The sequence below is a fragment of the Ornithinimicrobium cerasi genome, from assembly GCF_003702705.1.
In the GTDB taxonomy this organism is placed as follows: domain Bacteria; phylum Actinomycetota; class Actinomycetes; order Actinomycetales; family Dermatophilaceae; genus Ornithinicoccus; species Ornithinicoccus cerasi.
In genome coordinates this window covers 191,851-207,813 of record NZ_QZMN01000003.1, presented here as the reverse complement: position 1 = coordinate 207,813, position 15,963 = coordinate 191,851, and the positions used below count along the sequence as shown (strand labels likewise).

Below are 15,963 nucleotides of genomic sequence, written 5' to 3'. Positions count from 1 at the left end.
CACCATGTCAGCGCCCCAGGCCGTCATCGTCGCCGCCGCCCGCACTCCCATCGGCCGCGCCTTCAAGGGCTCGCTGACCACGGTACGGCCGGACGATCTCGCCGCCGGCGTGATCCGGGCGGCGCTGGAGCAGGTCCCGGCGCTGGACCCGACGACGGTGGACGACCTCTACCTCGGGTGCGCGGAGCCCTGGGGCGAGCACGGCTTCAACATGGCCCGCGTGGTGAGCGTGCTGCTGGGCCTCGACGGCGTGCCGGGCGCGACGGTCAACCGCTTCTGCGCCTCCTCGGTCCAGACCACCCGCCAGGCCTTCCACGCCATCCGGGCGGGCGAGGGGGACGTCTTCATCAGCGCCGGGGTGGAGTGCGTGTCGAGGTATGCCGAGTTCGGCGGCGCGGGCGGGGGCCGGGAGGCGTGGCGCAACCCGCTCTTCGCCGAGGCCGTGGCCCGCGGCGAGGAGACGGCCCGGACGAACGAGACGTGGACGGACCCCCGCGAGCACGGGGCGCTGCCCGACGTCTACCTGGCGATGGGCCAGACGGCCGAGAACGTCGCCACCTCGCTGGGCATCTCCCGCGAGCGCCAGGACGAGTGGGGGGTGCTCTCGCAGAACCGTGCGGAGCAGGCCATCGCGGAGGGCGTCTTCGCCCGTGAGATCGCGCCGGTCACCCTGGCCGACGGCACCGTGGTGTCCACCGACGACGGGCCGCGCGCGGGAGTGACGCTGGAGAAGGTGTCGCAGCTGCAGCCGGTGTTCCGGGAGGGCGGCACGGTCACCGCGGGCAACTGCTGCCCGCTCAACGACGGGGCGGCGGCGCTCGTGGTGATGAGCGACACGCGGGCCAGGGACCTGGGGCTGACACCGCTGGCGCGGGTCGTCTCCACCGGCGTGTCCGCGCTCTCCCCGGAGATCATGGGGCTGGGCCCGGTGGACGCGTCGCGGCAGGCGCTGGCCAGGGCCGGGATGACGATCGAGGACATGGACCTCTACGAGATCAACGAGGCCTTCGCGGTGCAGGTGCTCGGGTCCGCGGACGCCCTCGGGATGGATCCCGAGCGGCTCAACGTGCACGGTGGGGCCATCGCGCTGGGCCACCCGTTCGGGTCGACCGGTGCGCGCATCTCGACGACCCTCATCAACGCGCTGCAGACCCGGGACGGGCAGTTCGGCCTCGAGACGATGTGCGTCGGTGGCGGGCAGGGCATGGCGATGGTGATCGAGCGCCTGAGCTGACGGCCCGTCCGGGCGCGGCCCGGTGGAGGGCGGCCGCGCTGCACGGGGAGCCGGTTGCGCACGGCACACGCTGCCCCTCGTCCCGGGCTGGCCTACCCTTGGACAGTTCACCGCCCGTCCGTGGAAGAGGTACCCCCGATGGCTGCTGGTCTGGCCGCCCTGCTCGACGACATCGCCGCGATCGCACGGGTCGCGGCCGCCTCCGTCGACGACATCAGCGCCGCCGCGGGGCGGGCGGGGATGAAGGCAGCGGGTGTGGTCGTCGATGACGCCGCCGTCACGCCGCGCTACGTGACCGGGTTCGACCCCAGCCGTGAGCTGCCGATCATCAAGAAGATCGGCCTGGGGTCGCTGCGCAACAAGCTGCTCTTCATCGTGCCCGCGGCGCTGCTCCTCAGCCAGTTCGCTCCCTGGCTGCTCACCCCGATCCTCATGCTGGGTGGGCTGTACCTGTCCTACGAGGGTGCCCACAAGGTGCTGGAGTGGCTCGGCGTGGGTGGCCACCACGACGCCGCGAAGGACGCGCCGGTCGTCGAGCAGGGGCCGGAGCAGGAGAAGAAGATGGTCGCGGGCGCGATCCGCACCGACTTCATCCTCTCCGCCGAGATCATGGTCATCTCCCTCAACGAGGTCGCCGACGAGCCGCTGCTCAACCGGGCGGTCATCCTCGTCGTCGTCGCGATCGCCATCACGCTGCTCATCTACGGGGCCGTCGCGCTCATCGTGAAGATGGACGACGTCGGCCTCCACCTCGCGGCACGCCCGCAGGAGTGGGCCCAGCGGGTGGGCCGGGGACTCGTCAAGGCCATGCCCGTCGTGCTGAAGGTGCTCTCCATCGTCGGCGTCGTCGCCATGCTCTGGGTCGGCGGGCACATCCTGCTGGTGGGTATGGACGAGCTCGGCTTCTCGCCGATCTACGACTGGGTGCACCATGCCGAGGAGGTCGTCGCGGGCTGGCTGCCGGGGATGGCCGGCCTCGCGACCTGGCTGACCAACACCTTCTTCTCGGCCATCCTCGGCCTGACCGTCGGCCTCGTCGTCGTCGGTCTGCTCAAGCTGGTGCCTCGCAAGAAGGACGAGCACGCGGAGGCGGCAGCGCACTGAGCGGGTCGACGCCCACGACGCCCTCACCGGAGTGGCTAGCGCACGGGGACGAGGTCGGACGCGTGCACGACGCACTCACGTGAGTGGCTGAAGCACCCGGCCGAGGTTCAACGCGTGCACGACGCACTCACGTGAGTGGCTCGCGGGGCACGGAGGCGGAGAGGGTCCGTGGCTCGAGGCGGTCCGACGGCTGGCGTCAGGGGAGCGCCCGGCGGAGGGCGGTGAGCCGCTGCGCCAGTTCCTCCTCCGCCAGCCCCACGGAGCGCCAGTCGTGGACCATCACCCGCAGCTGGTCGGGGAGCGCGGCGGCGCCGAGGTCGGGGACGGGGTCGTGCGGCATACCCTCCGCGTCGGAGACGACGTCCGCGAGCGCCTGGACGACCTCGTGGAACCCCGGGACAGCAGGGAGCGCGCGGTCCAGCGGCAGCTGCTGCCACCGCCGGACCACGCGCTCCAGCTCGACGTCGGCCCCGACGCGGTCGTCGGGGCCGATCATCAGTTGTTGCTCTGCAGGATGGAGAAGAGCCGCAGGAACTCGATGTACAGCCAGACCAGGCTCGCGACGAGACCGTGGCCGAGCAGCCAGGAGTACTTCTGCGGCGCGCCGCCGGCGACGGCCCGGTCGACGGAGTCGAAGTCGACGGCCAGCGAGTATGACGCCAGCGCGACGCCCAAGAGGGCGATGAGCCAGCCGAACTGCCCGCCGTAGATGCCCCAGCCGTCGCCGAACCCGAGGAAGGAGGCGCCCAGGTTGACGAGCAGGAAGACCAGGTAGCCCATCGCGACCATGCCGAAGATCCGGCGGGTCTTGCTGGTCACCTTGATGAAGCCCATCTTCCAGCCGATGAACATGCCGACGAAGGTGGCCAGCGTCGCGACGATCGCGGTGGTCACCACGCCGGGGAAGAGGGCGTCGAAGGTCACGCTCACGGCGCCGAGGAACAGGCCCTGCAGCACCGCGTGGGCCACGATGAGCGGGACGTTGACCTTCTTGGAGAAGCCGATGGCGAAGCTGAGACCGAGCGAGCCGAACATGCCGAGCAGCCAGACCGGCATCGCGATGCCCGGCTGGGCCCCGACGAAGAACCAGGTCGCGGCGGTGGCGGCGAGCACGATGCCGAACAGGAACAGCGTCTTGACGACGACGTCGTCGAGCGTCACGCGGCCGGTCTGGACCGGGCCGGCCGGTGCCTGCTGGTACATGTCGCGCAGCTGCTCGGCGGTCAGCGTCTCGCTGGGGCCGGGCTGGTAGCCGGCCGGGATCTGGGGGGCGCCCTGGGGCTGGCCGTAGCTGGTCGGCTGGTTGCCGAAGCCGGCGTACCCGCGCTGGGCGGCCTCCTTGTCGATGCGGTTGAAGACCGGGTTGACGGCCATGGAACCTCCGATGTCGTACCGGCACGCGGGGAAAGTCCCCCCGCGTGTCACGTCACAGACTAGAACGACCGAGGGCCCCGGCGGATTCCGCGCGGCTCAGAGGGTCGCGAGAGAGATGTTGTCGAGCTGGGGGCCGTAGTGGCTGCGCATCGTGATCTTGCGCTCCAGCGACCGGATGATCGCCGGGGCGAAGTCCACGTCGTAGAGGCTCAGGCAGCTGCCCAGGCCCCCGGGGCTGAAGACGTTGACCTCCATGAGCTTGTCGCCGACGATGTCCAGGCCGACGAGGAACATGCCGTCGGCGACCAGCTTGGGGCGCACCGCCTCCACGAGGCCGCGCATCTCGTCGGTGACGTCGACGGCGACCGCCTTGCCGCCGGCGGACATGTTGGACCGGAAGTCCTCGCCGCCGCCCCGGGTCCGTCGGAACGCCGCCACCGCGCCGCCCACCTCGAGCGGCTCCCCGTTCATGACGAACATCCGCACGTCGCCGTCCTTGGCCTGGGGCAGGTACTCCTGCGCCACGACGTAGCCGTCCTTGGACAGCGTCTCGATGATCTGGTTGAGGTTGGGGCGCTCCTTGCGGTTGACCATGAAGACCCCCGAGCCGCCGGAGCCCTGCAGCGGCTTGAGCACCGCCTTGCCGCCGAGCTCGTCGACGAACTCCGAGATCCGGGGCTGGTCGCGGGAGATCAGGGTGCGTGGGCGCACCGACTCCGGGAAGTGCTGGAAGTAGGCCTTGGACAGCGCCTTGGCCAGGGTGGTCGGGTCGTTGACGACGAGCACCCCGCACGAGCTCATGAGGTCGCCGAACGCGACGCTGGCGTTGTTGGCCCAGGCCGCACCGCTGTCGTCGGCAGGGTCCGCCCGCAGCATCACCACGTCGAAGGTGTGCAGCTCCACCTGCTGCTCCGTCTCCGGCAGCTGCACGTCCTCCAGGTAGCGCTCGTGGGAGCGGTAGCGCTTGGAGGCGCCCGCACGGGCCCGGGCGCGCAGCGAGCCGTCGGGCTCGTAGCCGAAGTCCCCCATCCCCATGAGCCAGGTCTCGTGCCCGGCGTTGGAGGCCGCCATGGCGAGCCTCGTCGTCGTGTAGTAAGACTGCTCGGTGGCGACGTCGTTGACCACGAACGCGATCTTCATGCGGCTGTGCTGCCTTCCGTCAGGGTGGTGAGGTCGTCGGTGGCGGCGGCCCGCTCCAGGCGGTCGACCGCCTGCGGGTCCAGCAGCCACCGTGGGGTCAGGCGCGCGGGGCAGAGCACCCCGCGGTCGTGCAGGTCCTGCACCAGGGGCAGGTCGCGCAGCGCGAACTTGCCGAGGAACAGGAGGTCGAGGCGACCCCCGTGCCGCAGGTGCTCGAGCAGGTCGAGGAGCCCGCGCAGGTAGATGGCGTCCTTGGTCAGGCCGCCGGAACGGTAGACCCGCATGGTCGTCAGGTAGGCCGCGCCGGCCGGGATCCCCACCTCGACCAGGGCGGTGTAGGCCTCGCGGAAGCTGGCCCCGGCGAGCATCCGGTGGACCGTGAGCACCCGCACGGCCAGCTGGCGCAGGCGGAAGGGGGTGAGGCCGCCGCACCCCACCTCGGCGAGCACCGCCAGCCCCTCCTGCGTCTCGTCGTAGCCGGCGAGACCCGACCCGAGGGTGCGGACCGGCTGACCGGTGCCGTTGACCTGGGTCACCAGGTGGGTGCCGACCTCGTGGTGGAGCAGCGCCTCGCCGCGCTCGCTCGCGATCGCCGCGTCCTCGCTGATGAGCAGCGTCCCGCCCTCGACGAGCACCCCGCTGACGTCGGGCCGGACCTCCGCGTGGATGCCGATGTCCGGGTCCTGGTCGCGGTAGTGCTCGATCTCGGCCTCGGCCAGCAGCAGGAAGCCCTCGGCGCCGATGAGGTCCACCGGGTCGTCGGACACGTCCAGCCGCCCGACGAGATCCTCGGCGCGGGAGCGCAGCGTCGGCCCGACCGCGCCGTAGAGCTCGACGGAGAGCTGCCGGAAGTCGTCGGTGCCGCGGGCCCGCAGCATCTCCAGCTGGAGGCGCATCTCCCGTTGCTTGCTCCGGAGCAGGTCCGCCAGGGTCGGGTCCTCCACCCGGTCCACCGGCGCGTGCTCGAGCTGGGCCTCCACGACGTCGGGGTCGGCCTCGAGCTCGCGGTAGGTGAAGGCGGGCTCGTCGAGGGTGCCGGCGACGAACTCGGCCCGGTGGGTGTCCGCGTCCACGGGCGTGACGTCGAGGATGAACCGGGTCCCCTCCGCCAGCATCGCCAGGGTGTGGTCGACGGCGAGGTCGCGTGGCCCCAGCCGCACCTGTCCCCCGCGCCCGGTCGAGGAGGTCATCGTCGCGACAGACCCGCGAGCGCGTCGAGCACGGGCTCGTGGGTGGCGGTCAGGGCGCGCTGCAGCTGCGCGAGGTGGTCGGGGTCGGGCTCCCCGCTCCACTCGTCCATGAAGGTCTTGCGGAACTCCAGCGCCAGGCAGACACCGACCCCGGCGTAGCGCTCGTGCACCCACCAGGCGAGCGCGCGCCCCTCGAACTTCACGTTCTCCCGCACGTCCAGCCGGTGGCCCCGCACCTCCTGGTCCCCGAGGGACTGCGCGAAGGCGGCGACGACCGGCCGGAAGACCTCCGCCACGGTCCCCGTGCCGAGGTTGACCTCCGGGTTGCCCTCGACGTCGGCCTCCGGCCCGTCCGCACCGTCCCGGCGGTGGTTGTAGGAGTGGACGTCGTAGACGACGAAGGGACCCCGCGCCGCCACCTCGTCCAGCCGGGCGCCCAGCGCCGCGTAGAAGGCGTCGTAGACCTCGAGGCTGCGACCCACCACACCCTCGTCCAGAGGGTTCTCGCGCCACACCTCCAGGTCCCACGCCTCCTCCGGGGTCCGGTAGACGGCGGTGTCCCGGGGCCGGTTCAGGTCGACCTCGAAGCGGGAGCGGTGGACGACGACGCGGGCCGTCTCGGCGCGCCCGGCACCGATCACGTCCGTGAAGGGGTCCTCCTCGCGCAGCCGCACGGCCTCGTCGAGGACCAGGAGGTCGGAGACCTCCGGCCGCAGGGCGTGACCGGCGTGGATGGCGGTGGCCACCAGCTGGCCGGACCAGTCGCCGGACAGGGTGAACGCGTCGGTGGAGGTCACGGTGCTTGTCTACCCCACCCTGACGCGCGCGTCACCTCCGCGGGGACCGGCTTCCCTCCGTCGGTGCGCGCGGATAGGGTCGGGGGTTCAGGACGTCGAGGAGTCTGGTATGCCGTACGCCGCGCCGCGCGCAGCGCGCCCCCGCAGGGGTGCGCTCGCCGCCGTGCTCGCGGCCGGGCTGCTGGGCACCACGGTGCTCGCCCCGGCGCTCCTCGCCCTCCCCCCGGCGGCGGCGGACGTGCTCCGGGTCGAGGAGCTCGCGGCCCCTGTCGTGGAGGCGGGTTACCCGCGGCGGACCGTGCTGCCCGAGCCGGCGCCGGACCCGGGTGACGCCGCCCTGCGGCTGGGACTGACGCCATACTCCGACATCGCGCGACGGCTCAACGCCGCGCAGGCCGGCTCCGACCGCGTCTCGACGGAGGTGGTCGCGACGACCGCGACCGGCCGCGAGGTCGTGCTGGTCACCCTCACCGCGCCGGAGAGCCTCGCCCAGGCGCGCCAGCAGGCGACGATGCGCGACCGGGTCACCAGGCTGCCCGCGCAGGCCGCGCGGGACCGCGGCCTGGCACGCTCCTACAAGGTGCCGGTCTTCCTCAACGCCAACATCCACGGCAACGAGTACGAGGGGACCGACGCCGCGCTCCGCCTGGTCGAGGACTACGCGACGTCGCAGGACCCGGAGGTCCTGGAGACCCTCGAGCGGTCCCGGATCCACCTCGTCGTCTCGATGAACCCGGACGGCCGCCACGACGGGACCCGGCGCAACTCGGCCGGGTTCGACCTCAACCGTGACCTCGTCACCGCCACGCAGCCTGAGGTGGTCGGGGTCCGAGACGCGATCGTGCGCACCCAGCCGGTCCTCCTGCTGGACCTGCACGGCTACGTCAACGGCACGCTCGTGGAGCCGACGACTCCCCCGCACGGCGAGAACTACGAGTACGACCTCGTCGTCGAGCACGCCTACCCCAACGCCCTCGGGATGGAGGAGGCGATCCGGGCGCTCGGCCACGACCGGGCCGACGGGGTCGAGCCCACCCAGATCCCCCTGCGCGACTGGTCCGAGGGGTGGGACGACTGGCCGCCGATCTTCACGCCGCAGTACGCCGCGCTGCACGGCGCCGTCGCGCACACCGTCGAGGTGCCGCTGCGGGTCAACAACTCCGCCTCCTCGCTGCCGGAGACCGAGCTGCGCCGCCGTGCCGCGATCAACACCGACATCGCGCACGCGGCCATGACCGCGTCGCTCGACTACGTCCGCGAGCACCGCGCGGAGCTGCTCGCGGGCCAGATCGAGATCTTCCGCCGGGGCGTGGACGGCGCGCCGCAGACCCCCGTCGAGGAGGGCCTCTTCGGGCTGATCGGGCCGGAGGACGTCTACCTCGGTGACTACCCCCGCGCCTACGTCGTGCCCGTCGGCGCGGGGCAGCGCTCGGCACCCGCGGCAGCCCGTCTCGTCGACCACCTCGTCGCCAACGGGGTCGAGGTGACCCGGTTGACGCGGCCCGCGTCCATCGCCGGCCAGACCTATCCAGCCGGCAGCTACCTGGTCGACCTGCACCAGGCCCGGAGGGGGATGGCGAACACCATCCTCGGTGCGGGCACCGACATCTCCGAGCGGGTCGAGGCCATGTACGACATCGCCGGGTGGAGCCACGGCCTGCTCTGGGGCGCCGACGTGGTCACCGTCCCCGAGGGCGTGCGGCTCTCCGTCGTCGGGCAGGAGGTCGACGCGGCGGCCGCCAGCGGCTCCCTCGCCCTCTCCTCCGCCGGCTGGCGGCTCGAGCTGGAGGACCCGGCCGACGTGCGGGCCCTCGTGGACCTCCTCTCCGCCGGGGTGCAGGTCGAGCTGCTGGACGACGGTGCGGTCCTGGTGCCCGCCGGCGACGTCGCCGCCGCCCAGGCTGTCGTCGCGGAGCACGGGGTCGCGCTGGCGCCCGCGCCCGCCGGGGCCGCCGGTGACCCGATGGGTCCCCTGACGGTGGGGGTCGCCGGCACGGCCGAGGAGCTGTGGGCCTTCGGCGAGCTCGGCCTGGACGTGGTCCCGGTGACTTCGGCCGCGCTCGACGCGGGCCTGGACCTGGAGGGCGTCGACGCGCTCTACGTGTCCAGCGGGTTGTCCTGGCGTGATCTCGGGGCCCTGGGCCGGGCCGAGCTGGAGTCGTTCCTCGAGGACGGCGGCGGCGTCGTCGGCCGCGGCGGCACCGGCGCCGGGCTCAACGACGCCCTGGGGCTGCTCGACGTGGACGCGGTCGTGGGGCGTGGTGACGCCAACGGCGTCGTCGCCGTCGACAACGCCGACTCCCCCGTCACGGCGGGCGCGACGCCGCACACCTTCGTCTACGCCCCGCTGTGGTTCACCGACCTGGGACCTGGGGTGGAGGCGGACCAGACCTACGCCGCCGACCCGCTGGTGAGCGGGCACTGGCGGGCCGACGTGGACGGGCGCGGCGGCCCGGACGCCGCCGCCGGGCAGGCCGTGGTCGTCCGGGGCACGGACGCCGAGACGGGGGCCCGGGTGGTGCTCATGGGCTCCGAGCCGCTCTTCCGGGCGCACCCCAAGGGTCAGTACGCCCTCGTGGCCCGCGCCCTGCTCTGGTCCTCGCTGGGCTGACCAGGCAGGTGTCGGCTCCTCGCCGACGTGATCAGGCCAGGTGGCGGCCCAGGGCGGTCAGCCCCTCCTCGCCCAGGACCTCCCCCGCCAGGAGGGGGACCTGGATCACCGACAGGTGCGGCAACGTCGAGGCGAGCTGCTCGACATACCCCTCCTCGAGCGTCCTGCGCGCGGCGAGGAGGTCGCCCGCGTCGGCCGGCGATCGCTTGTTGACCACGAGCGCCACGACGTCCATCCCCGCCCGGGTGAGCTGCCCGTGCAGCTCGACCGACTCCAGGACGGGGAGTCGTTCCGCCGCGGTGACGATGACGAACCCGGTGCGGTCGTGGTCCTGGAGGACCGTGCGCAGGTGCCGGAAGCGCTGCTGCCGCCGGTCGAGGACCTCCCGGATCTCGGCGTCACGGCGTGAGCGCCGGTCCGGGGAGCGGCGGGAGCCGACGACGTCGGCGGCGGCCTGGTCGTCGCCCTCCAGCCCGCGCAGCGCCGCGCCGAAGCGCGCCGAGCGGTCCTGGCGGCGCAGCAGCCCCTCGGTCCACGCCTGCATCAGCTCGGGCAGCGCCACGAGGCGGCTGGTGTGCCCGCTCGGCGCCGTGTCGATGACCACGAGCTCGTCGGCCGCGCGCTGCTCGACGACCTCGGCGACCCGTTCCAGCACCGCGGCCTCGTGGGTGCCCGGCGCGTCGCGGGCGAGGTCCAGGTGCTTGTCGACCTCGCCCTGCAGGTGCTCGGGCATGAGGCGCCGCATCGTCTGACGCACCGCGCTGAGGTGGGCGTCGGTGGTGCGGCCGGGGTCGATCTCGACGCCGCGGAGCAGGGGGGCCAGCTCGACGGGCGAGTCGCCCACGGGGCGTCCCCACAGGTGTCCCAGGTTGTGGGCCGGGTCGGTCGAGACGACGAGCGTGCGACGTCCCTCGCGGGCCCTGGCCAGCCCGAGCGCGGAGGCCACTGCGGTCTTGCCGACGCCGCCCTTGCCGCCGACGAAGAGGACGTCCCGGTGGCGGGTGAGCTCGGTGAGGGGGGAGGTCATGGGTCCTTCAGCAGCAGGAGAAGTGGTCGAGCGGCGAGCGGTCCAGCCCCATCCGGCGGTGCCAGTCGTGGAACTGCTCGTAGACGACCGGCAGCAGCTCGACGGTGTAGTAGCTCACCGGGTTCGGCACGCCGAGCGCCTCGGCCATGACGATGACCATGAAGAGGTCGTCCTCGTCCTGGCGGGCGCGGGCGAAGGTGCGCCGGTAGGGGCCGCTGTAGAACTCACGCAGCCCCACCGCCACCTGCGAGAGGCGGCTGCGGGGCTGCGGAGTGTCGCTCATGGGTCCAGCGTAGGCCGCCACGCCCGCCCTGGTGCCTGGCCAGGCCTCCGGGCGGGACGGGACGGGGTCGTCAGTCGCGCGTGGGCGGCTGGTCGCCCCGGTGGCGCTGGTGGTGGTGACCGGCGTCGGTGTCCTCGTGCGGCGCCGGGCTGTCCAGGCCGATGGCGATCTGCGCGACGCTGAGCTCACGCAGCTCGGCGTCGTCGTCACCGGGGTAGTCCCGTGCGGTCCGCATGGCGCTGACCGCCTCGACGATGACCCACACCGCCGCGACGATGATCACGACGTCGATCACCAGGAGCAACCAGTTCTGGGTGTCCCAGAAGGTCCCGAGCTGGATGACCGCGGCGTAGAGCGTCATGAACGCGACGAACACCAGCGGGATGAGGGCCGGGAGCGGCGACCGCCGGCGACGCATGAGCATGATCGCCAGGATCGACAGGGTGAGCGCCGCCATCAGCTGGTTGGTCGTGCCGAACAGCGGCCAGATGAGCATGCCGCCCGAGCCGTCCGCACCGGCGCCGAAGGTCAGCGCCAGGGCGACGCCCACGGCGATCACGGTCGCCACGATCTTGCCGAGGGAGACGCCCATGATCTCGCCGATCTCCTGGACGACGAAGCGCTGCAGGCGCACGCCGGTGTCCATGGTGGTCGCGGCGAAGAGGATCGCGGTGGTCGCCATGATGGTCGCGGACAGTGACTGCGGCAGCCCGATGCCCTGCTCGATGATGGTGCCGCCGCCCTGGACGAAGGCGACCACGCCGCCCTGGCCGAACGCGTTGTAGGTCGCCTCCCAGTCCGTCAGGGTGGCGAAGCCGGCGGTGGTGGCGATGATGGAGCCGAGCGCCAGGAGGCCCTCGCCGACGGCCCCGAAGTAGCCGACGAAGCGGGCGTCGCTCTCCTTGTCCAGCTGCTTGGAGCTGGTGCCGGAGCTGACCATCCCGTGGAAGCCGGAGATGGCGCCGCAGGCGATGGTGACGAAGAGCAGCGGGATGATCGACGGGGTGCCCTCCGGCGGGGAGGAGTTGAACGCCGGGGCGACGATCTCGGGCCGGGCGATGAGCACCGAGACGTAGAGGATGCCGAGGGCGATGAACAGCTGCAGGCCGTTGATGTAGTCGCGCGGCTGCAGCAGCATCCAGACGGGCAGCATCGAGGCGATGCCGGCGTAGACGAACAGCAGGATGATCCACACCGACCGGTCCGGCAGACCCATCATGGTCTCCGGCAGCGCGAGCGGGTTGCTGTCACCGATCAGGATGAGCGTGTAGAGCGCGACGACACCGACGACCGAGACGAGGGGCAGGTTCCACTTGAAGCGGTAGATCGCCTGGCCGACCAGCACCGCCACCAGCAGCGCGCCCCAGGTCGGGATGACGGCGGTCGGGGTGGAGACCAGCAGGTTGGCGATGACGACCGAGAAGGCCGCGTTGACCATCAGCAGCAGCAGGAAGATGACGACCAGGAAGAGGTTGCGTCCGCGGGCACCGATGTAGCGCCCGGACAGGGCGCCGATCGACTGGCCCTTGTTGCGGATGGAGGCCCACAGGGCACCCATGTCGTGCATACCGGCGAAGAAGACGGTGCCGATCGTGACCCAGAGGAAGGCGGGCACCCACCCCCAGATCACCGCGATGGCCGGCCCGACGATGGGCGCGGCACCCGCGACGGAAGTGAAGTGGTGGCCCCACAGGACGTACTTGTTGGTGGGGACGTAGTCGATGCCGTCCTCCAGCTGGTGGGCCGGGGTCGGGATGGAGTCGTCGAGGGCGTAGATCTTCTCCGCGAGGAACTTCGAGTAGAGGAAGTAGCCCGCCAGGATCATCGCCACGCCGACTGCGGCGAGCAACAGGGAGTTCATGGGGACGCACCTTTGCGAGGGGACAGGGGTCGGGACGGCCACACCGTAACGCCCGCCGCCCCCAGAGGTTCCTCGAACCCCCGATCGTGACCGATTCGTGACATATCACGTTCGTGCCCCCGGCGGGATTCGAACCCGCACTGAACCCATTTTAAGTGGGTCGCCTCTGCCTGTTGGGCTACGGGGGCCCCGGCGTGGTCAGGATAACGAGCGCGGCCGTCACGTCACGGCACGCGGCCGGTCCGCTCCTGGAGCACGTGCCCGGCCCGCCGTCCTGGCCCGCTCACAGCCGTCCGACGACCTCGTCGAGCATGGCCTCGGTGAGCCGCCCGGTGAAGGTGTTCTGCTGGCTGACGTGGTAGCTGCCGACGAGCCGCACGTCCCGGCCCTCGCCGGTCCGCAGCACCGCCTCCGCGCCGTGCCCGAACCGTGGCCGGGGCCGGGGGACCTCCCAGCCGACCGACCGGGCGGCGGCCAGCGCGGCGTCCCAGCCGATGCCTCCGAGCGCGAGGACCGAGCGCAGACCGGGGGCGGCGAGCACGAGCTCGCGCTCCAGCCACGGCCGGCAGCTCGCCTTCTCCTCGGTCGTGGGGGCGTTGTCCGGAGGGGCGCAGTGGACGGCGGCGACGATCCGCACGCCGCTCAGCTCCAGGCCGTCGCCGGCGTGCGCGCTGCCCGCCTGCGACGCGAACCCGGCGCGGTGGAGCGCGGCGTAGATCCAGTCCCCCGACCGGTCCCCGGTGAACATCCGCCCGGTGCGGTTGGCTCCGTGCGCCGCGGGCGCCAGGCCGACGACCAGCACCGGCGCGCCGGCCGGGCCGAAGGACGGGGCGGGCCGGCCCCAGTAGGGCTGGTCGGCGAACGCCGCCCGACGCTCCCCCGCGACGCGCTCGCGCCACGCCACCAGACGGGGGCAGGCGCGGCATACCGAGACCCGCGCGTCGAGCTCGGGTATGCCGTGCGCCCCCGCCGCGAGGCGGCGCACCCCGGCGGCGGACCGGGCCGCGCGGGTCCGCGGCGTGGCCGGGTCACCCGGCCAGCCGGTGCCGGGCGGGACCGGCGAGGGGAACGGCTCGCCGGTGACGGGGTGCGGGTCGAGCCTCACCCCGCCCGCGCCTGCGACAGCGCGATGCCGTCGAGGATGTCCGTCTCCGAGGCTCGGACCGTCGCGAGCCGGGAGTCGTGGGCGACCCGTTGCACGACCGTGCGCCAGATGAGCGCGCCGGCCCCGATGACGTCCACCCGGCCCTCGTGCATGAACGGCAGCTCGCGGCGACCGGACCGGGGCATGAGCAGGAGGTGGGTGGCGGCGTCCACCACCTGGTCGGCGGGCAGCTCCGCGCCGTGGATCCGGGCGGGGTCGTAGACCGGCAGGTCGAGGGCGTGGGCCGTCACCGTCGTGACCGAGCCGGCCAGCCCGACCAGGGTGCCCACCCCCGTGAGGTCGACGTCCGTGCCCACGTCGTCGAGCGCACGGACGATGTCGCCCAGCGCGGCCCAGACCTGGTCCTCGGTGGGCGGGTCGTCGTGCAGGTGGCGCTCGGTCATCCGCACGCACCCGATGTCCACGGAGCGGGCCGCCTCGACGTGGTCGGTGCCCCGCACGACCTCGGTGGAACCGCCCCCGATGTCGACGACGAGGTAGGGGCCGGGCGCTCCCGCCGAGCGCAGGCTGCCGGTCGCCCCGGTGAACGACAGCTCGGCCTCCTCGCGGCCGGAGACCACCTCGGGGGTGACGTCGAAGCCGGCGAACGCCTCCCGCACGCCTGCGACGAAGTCCCCGGCGTTGGCGGCGTCCCGCGAGGCCGAGGTCGCGACGAAGCGCACCGACTCGCACCCTGCGTCGCGGCACAGCGCGGCATACCCCTCCGCAGCCGCGACGGTGCGGGTCATGGCGCCCTCGGAGATGCGGCCGGTGGCGTCGATGCCCTCGCCGAGACGGACGACCTGCATCGTGCGGGTGACCTCGGCCAGGCTGTGCCCGTCCGGCGCGAGGTCCGCGATCAGCAGCCGGATCGAGTTGGTGCCGCAGTCGACGGCACCGACCCGGGTCACGACGCCCGGACCGTCGGCCCGTGGTCCTCGTGGGGCGGGTCGACGGGGTGGTGCGCCGGGCAGGTGTTGGCGACCACCTCGTGGAGGTCGTCGACATCCAGGGCGCGGCAGCAGCCGTCCGCCCACCAGTCGGGAAGCGCCTCCAGGGCCTCGTCGCCGAGCGGGTTCACCCCGGGCCCGGCCGCGAGCGAGTGGGCGACGAGGACGTGCAGGCACTTGACCCGGTTGGGCATGCCGCCCGCGCTGATGCCGGCGATCTCCGGCACGTGGGCCAGCTCCTCGCGGCGGCGCAGGTAGTCGTCGTGCGCCTGGGCGTAGTGCCACGACAGCTGCTCGTCCTGCAGGAGACGCTGCGACATCTCCTTCATCAGGCCGCTGCTCTCCAGGGTGGAGATGGCGGCCGTCAGGCGCGGGCAGGTGGCGTAGAAGCTCGTCGGGAACGGTGTCCCGTCGGGCAGACGGGGCTCCGTGCGCACCACGGTGGGGCACCCGCACGGGCACCGGTGGGCGATGGAGACGACGCTGCGCGGCTCACGGCCGAGCTGGCGTGCGATGACGTGGACGTCCTCCTCGCTGGGAGGCTCGTCCAGGGTCGTGCGGTCTGGGTTGCTCATGGCTCCTTGGTCTCAGGGAGACCTTCGTTGGCGATCTTCACCGACTCCCAGACCTGGCCGTACCACGGGCTAGCCGCCAGCACGTCGTCACTGACCGGTGCCATGCCGGGGAGCGATTCAGTGTAGTCCGTCCCGGTGTCGTCCAGAACCGTGAAGGCTGTCTCCCCCTGCTTGACGAAGCGCAGCCGCTCCCGGGCCTGCCGCTCGACGTATCCCGGGTCGTCCCAGCGGTCCAGCTCCGTCTGCAGCGCGGCGATCTCCTCCTGCTCGGCCTCGATCTGCCGCTTCGCCTCCCCGATCTCGGCCCGCTGCCGCAGGTAGCCCGAGAGCACCGGCGCGATGATCAGCCCCATCACCACGACCAGGGCGACGAGGGTGAGCAGCCGGCGGACGTGCGCCGGCGCCCGCCGGACGCTGCTCGCGGCGCTCGACACGCCCCGGACGCCGGGGCGCGGGCCCGGCCGGCGGCTGGCCGGGCGCGCGGCGGGGCGGGCCGACGGGCGCGCGCCGGGCGAGGAGGACGCGCGGGCGCCGCGGGGGCTGCGGGCGGTGCTCATGGTGCTCCTGGGTCGGCTGTGGCGGGGCCCTGCCAGGGTATGCCGTGCCCTCGCGTCCGCCCCGTAGGCCGCGCCGCGCACGCCCTCATCCCGCACCCTCCTCCGCGCCCTCCCCG

15 protein-coding genes and 1 tRNA gene are annotated in these 15,963 nt (G+C 72.8%); 3 read left to right on the top strand and 13 right to left on the bottom strand.

Annotated elements, in window-relative coordinates:
- Positions 1-4: 4 nt before the first annotated feature.
- Entirely contained in the window at positions 5-1,234 is a 1,230-nt protein-coding gene (locus D4B81_RS04640; protein ID WP_122261300.1) for an acetyl-CoA C-acetyltransferase, read from the top strand.
- Between the two features lie 138 nt (positions 1,235-1,372).
- Positions 1,373-2,338 carry a DUF808 domain-containing protein gene (locus D4B81_RS04635; RefSeq protein ID WP_122261299.1) on the top strand — a complete coding sequence of 322 codons (966 nt, stop codon included), beginning with the start codon at positions 1,373-1,375 and terminating at the stop codon, positions 2,336-2,338.
- 196 nt (positions 2,339-2,534) lie between these two features.
- On the opposite strand, the gene D4B81_RS04630 is transcribed toward D4B81_RS04635, so the two are convergent.
- The 5 genes from D4B81_RS04630 to D4B81_RS04610 form a co-directional block, all read right to left on the bottom strand.
- Positions 2,535-2,834 (bottom strand): hypothetical protein, encoded by a 300-nt coding sequence (locus D4B81_RS04630; protein ID WP_122261298.1) that lies wholly within the window; start codon positions 2,832-2,834, stop codon positions 2,535-2,537.
- Complete coding sequence (locus D4B81_RS04625; protein WP_122261297.1) at positions 2,834-3,712, bottom strand: Bax inhibitor-1/YccA family protein; 879 nt, start codon at positions 3,710-3,712, stop codon at positions 2,834-2,836. The genes D4B81_RS04630 and D4B81_RS04625 overlap by 1 nt, the downstream gene beginning before the upstream one ends.
- A 96-nt stretch (positions 3,713-3,808) precedes the next feature.
- Positions 3,809-4,852, bottom strand: a complete 1,044-nt coding sequence (locus D4B81_RS04620) for a glutathione synthetase (RefSeq protein ID WP_122261296.1) — start codon at positions 4,850-4,852, stop codon at positions 3,809-3,811.
- A complete protein-coding gene (locus D4B81_RS04615; RefSeq protein ID WP_122261295.1) occupies positions 4,849-6,042 on the bottom strand; it encodes a peptidase MATCAP family protein in 1,194 nt (397 codons plus the stop codon). Before D4B81_RS04615 ends, D4B81_RS04620 begins: the two co-directional genes overlap by 4 nt.
- Positions 6,039-6,839: an N-formylglutamate amidohydrolase gene (locus tag D4B81_RS04610; protein WP_122261294.1), complete on the bottom strand. Its 801-nt coding sequence runs from the start codon at positions 6,837-6,839 to the stop codon at positions 6,039-6,041. The genes D4B81_RS04615 and D4B81_RS04610 overlap by 4 nt, the downstream gene beginning before the upstream one ends.
- Before the next feature lie 109 nt (positions 6,840-6,948).
- Between D4B81_RS04610 and D4B81_RS04605 the strand changes: the two genes are divergently transcribed.
- Positions 6,949-9,450, top strand: coding sequence for a M14 family zinc carboxypeptidase (locus D4B81_RS04605; protein WP_202613565.1), 2,502 nt, complete (start codon positions 6,949-6,951; stop codon positions 9,448-9,450).
- Positions 9,451-9,481: 31 nt separating this feature from the next.
- Here the strand turns inward: D4B81_RS04605 and D4B81_RS04600 are convergent, their stop codons facing one another.
- The 8 genes from D4B81_RS04600 to D4B81_RS04565 all read right to left on the bottom strand — a co-directional run bounded on the left by D4B81_RS04600 (position 9,482) and on the right by D4B81_RS04565 (position 15,847).
- Positions 9,482-10,477 carry an ArsA family ATPase gene (locus D4B81_RS04600; RefSeq protein ID WP_122261293.1) on the bottom strand — a complete coding sequence of 332 codons (996 nt, stop codon included), beginning with the start codon at positions 10,475-10,477 and terminating at the stop codon, positions 9,482-9,484.
- A 7-nt stretch (positions 10,478-10,484) separates the two neighbouring features.
- Positions 10,485-10,760 (bottom strand): cory-CC-star protein, encoded by a 276-nt coding sequence (locus D4B81_RS04595; protein WP_122261292.1) that lies wholly within the window; start codon positions 10,758-10,760, stop codon positions 10,485-10,487.
- Positions 10,761-10,830: 70 nt separating this feature from the next.
- Positions 10,831-12,621 (bottom strand): carbon starvation CstA family protein, encoded by a 1,791-nt coding sequence (locus tag D4B81_RS04590; RefSeq protein ID WP_122261291.1) that lies wholly within the window; start codon positions 12,619-12,621, stop codon positions 10,831-10,833.
- 114 nt (positions 12,622-12,735) lie between these two features.
- Positions 12,736-12,809 (bottom strand) — tRNA-Leu (locus tag D4B81_RS04585).
- A 95-nt stretch (positions 12,810-12,904) separates the two neighbouring features.
- On the bottom strand, positions 12,905-13,726 hold the full coding sequence (locus D4B81_RS18705; protein ID WP_122261290.1) for a uracil-DNA glycosylase: 822 nt from the start codon (positions 13,724-13,726) through the stop codon (positions 12,905-12,907).
- A complete protein-coding gene (locus D4B81_RS18700; RefSeq protein WP_122261289.1) occupies positions 13,723-14,676 on the bottom strand; it encodes a Ppx/GppA phosphatase family protein in 954 nt (317 codons plus the stop codon). Before D4B81_RS18700 ends, D4B81_RS18705 begins: the two co-directional genes overlap by 4 nt.
- Positions 14,673-15,290: a DUF501 domain-containing protein gene (locus D4B81_RS04570; RefSeq protein WP_122261288.1), complete on the bottom strand. Its 618-nt coding sequence runs from the start codon at positions 15,288-15,290 to the stop codon at positions 14,673-14,675. The genes D4B81_RS18700 and D4B81_RS04570 overlap by 4 nt, the downstream gene beginning before the upstream one ends.
- On the bottom strand, positions 15,287-15,847 hold the full coding sequence (locus D4B81_RS04565) for an FtsB family cell division protein (protein WP_097187289.1): 561 nt from the start codon (positions 15,845-15,847) through the stop codon (positions 15,287-15,289). The genes D4B81_RS04570 and D4B81_RS04565 overlap by 4 nt, the downstream gene beginning before the upstream one ends.
- Positions 15,848-15,963: the final 116 nt, after the last annotated feature.

Excerpts from the sequence above, each read along its gene's own strand:
- D4B81_RS04600 (WP_122261293.1), bottom strand. The coding sequence starts at position 10,477 with ATGACCTCCCCCCTCACCGAGCTCACCCGCCACCGGGACGTCCTCTTC.
- D4B81_RS04605 (WP_202613565.1), top strand. The coding sequence starts at position 6,949 with ATGCCGTACGCCGCGCCGCGCGCAGCGCGCCCCCGCAGGGGTGCGCTC.
- D4B81_RS04635 (WP_122261299.1), top strand. The coding sequence starts at position 1,373 with ATGGCTGCTGGTCTGGCCGCCCTGCTCGACGACATCGCCGCGATCGCA.
- D4B81_RS04625 (WP_122261297.1), bottom strand. The coding sequence starts at position 3,712 with ATGGCCGTCAACCCGGTCTTCAACCGCATCGACAAGGAGGCCGCCCAG.
- D4B81_RS04565 (WP_097187289.1), bottom strand. The coding sequence starts at position 15,847 with ATGAGCACCGCCCGCAGCCCCCGCGGCGCCCGCGCGTCCTCCTCGCCC.
- D4B81_RS04615 (WP_122261295.1), bottom strand. The coding sequence starts at position 6,042 with ATGACCTCCTCGACCGGGCGCGGGGGACAGGTGCGGCTGGGGCCACGC.
- D4B81_RS04595 (WP_122261292.1), bottom strand. The coding sequence starts at position 10,760 with ATGAGCGACACTCCGCAGCCCCGCAGCCGCCTCTCGCAGGTGGCGGTG.
- D4B81_RS04620 (WP_122261296.1), bottom strand. The coding sequence starts at position 4,852 with ATGAAGATCGCGTTCGTGGTCAACGACGTCGCCACCGAGCAGTCTTAC.
- D4B81_RS04640 (WP_122261300.1), top strand. The coding sequence starts at position 5 with ATGTCAGCGCCCCAGGCCGTCATCGTCGCCGCCGCCCGCACTCCCATC.
- D4B81_RS04630 (WP_122261298.1), bottom strand. The coding sequence starts at position 2,834 with ATGATCGGCCCCGACGACCGCGTCGGGGCCGACGTCGAGCTGGAGCGC.
- D4B81_RS04570 (WP_122261288.1), bottom strand. The coding sequence starts at position 15,290 with ATGAGCAACCCAGACCGCACGACCCTGGACGAGCCTCCCAGCGAGGAG.
- D4B81_RS04590 (WP_122261291.1), bottom strand. The coding sequence starts at position 12,621 with ATGAACTCCCTGTTGCTCGCCGCAGTCGGCGTGGCGATGATCCTGGCG.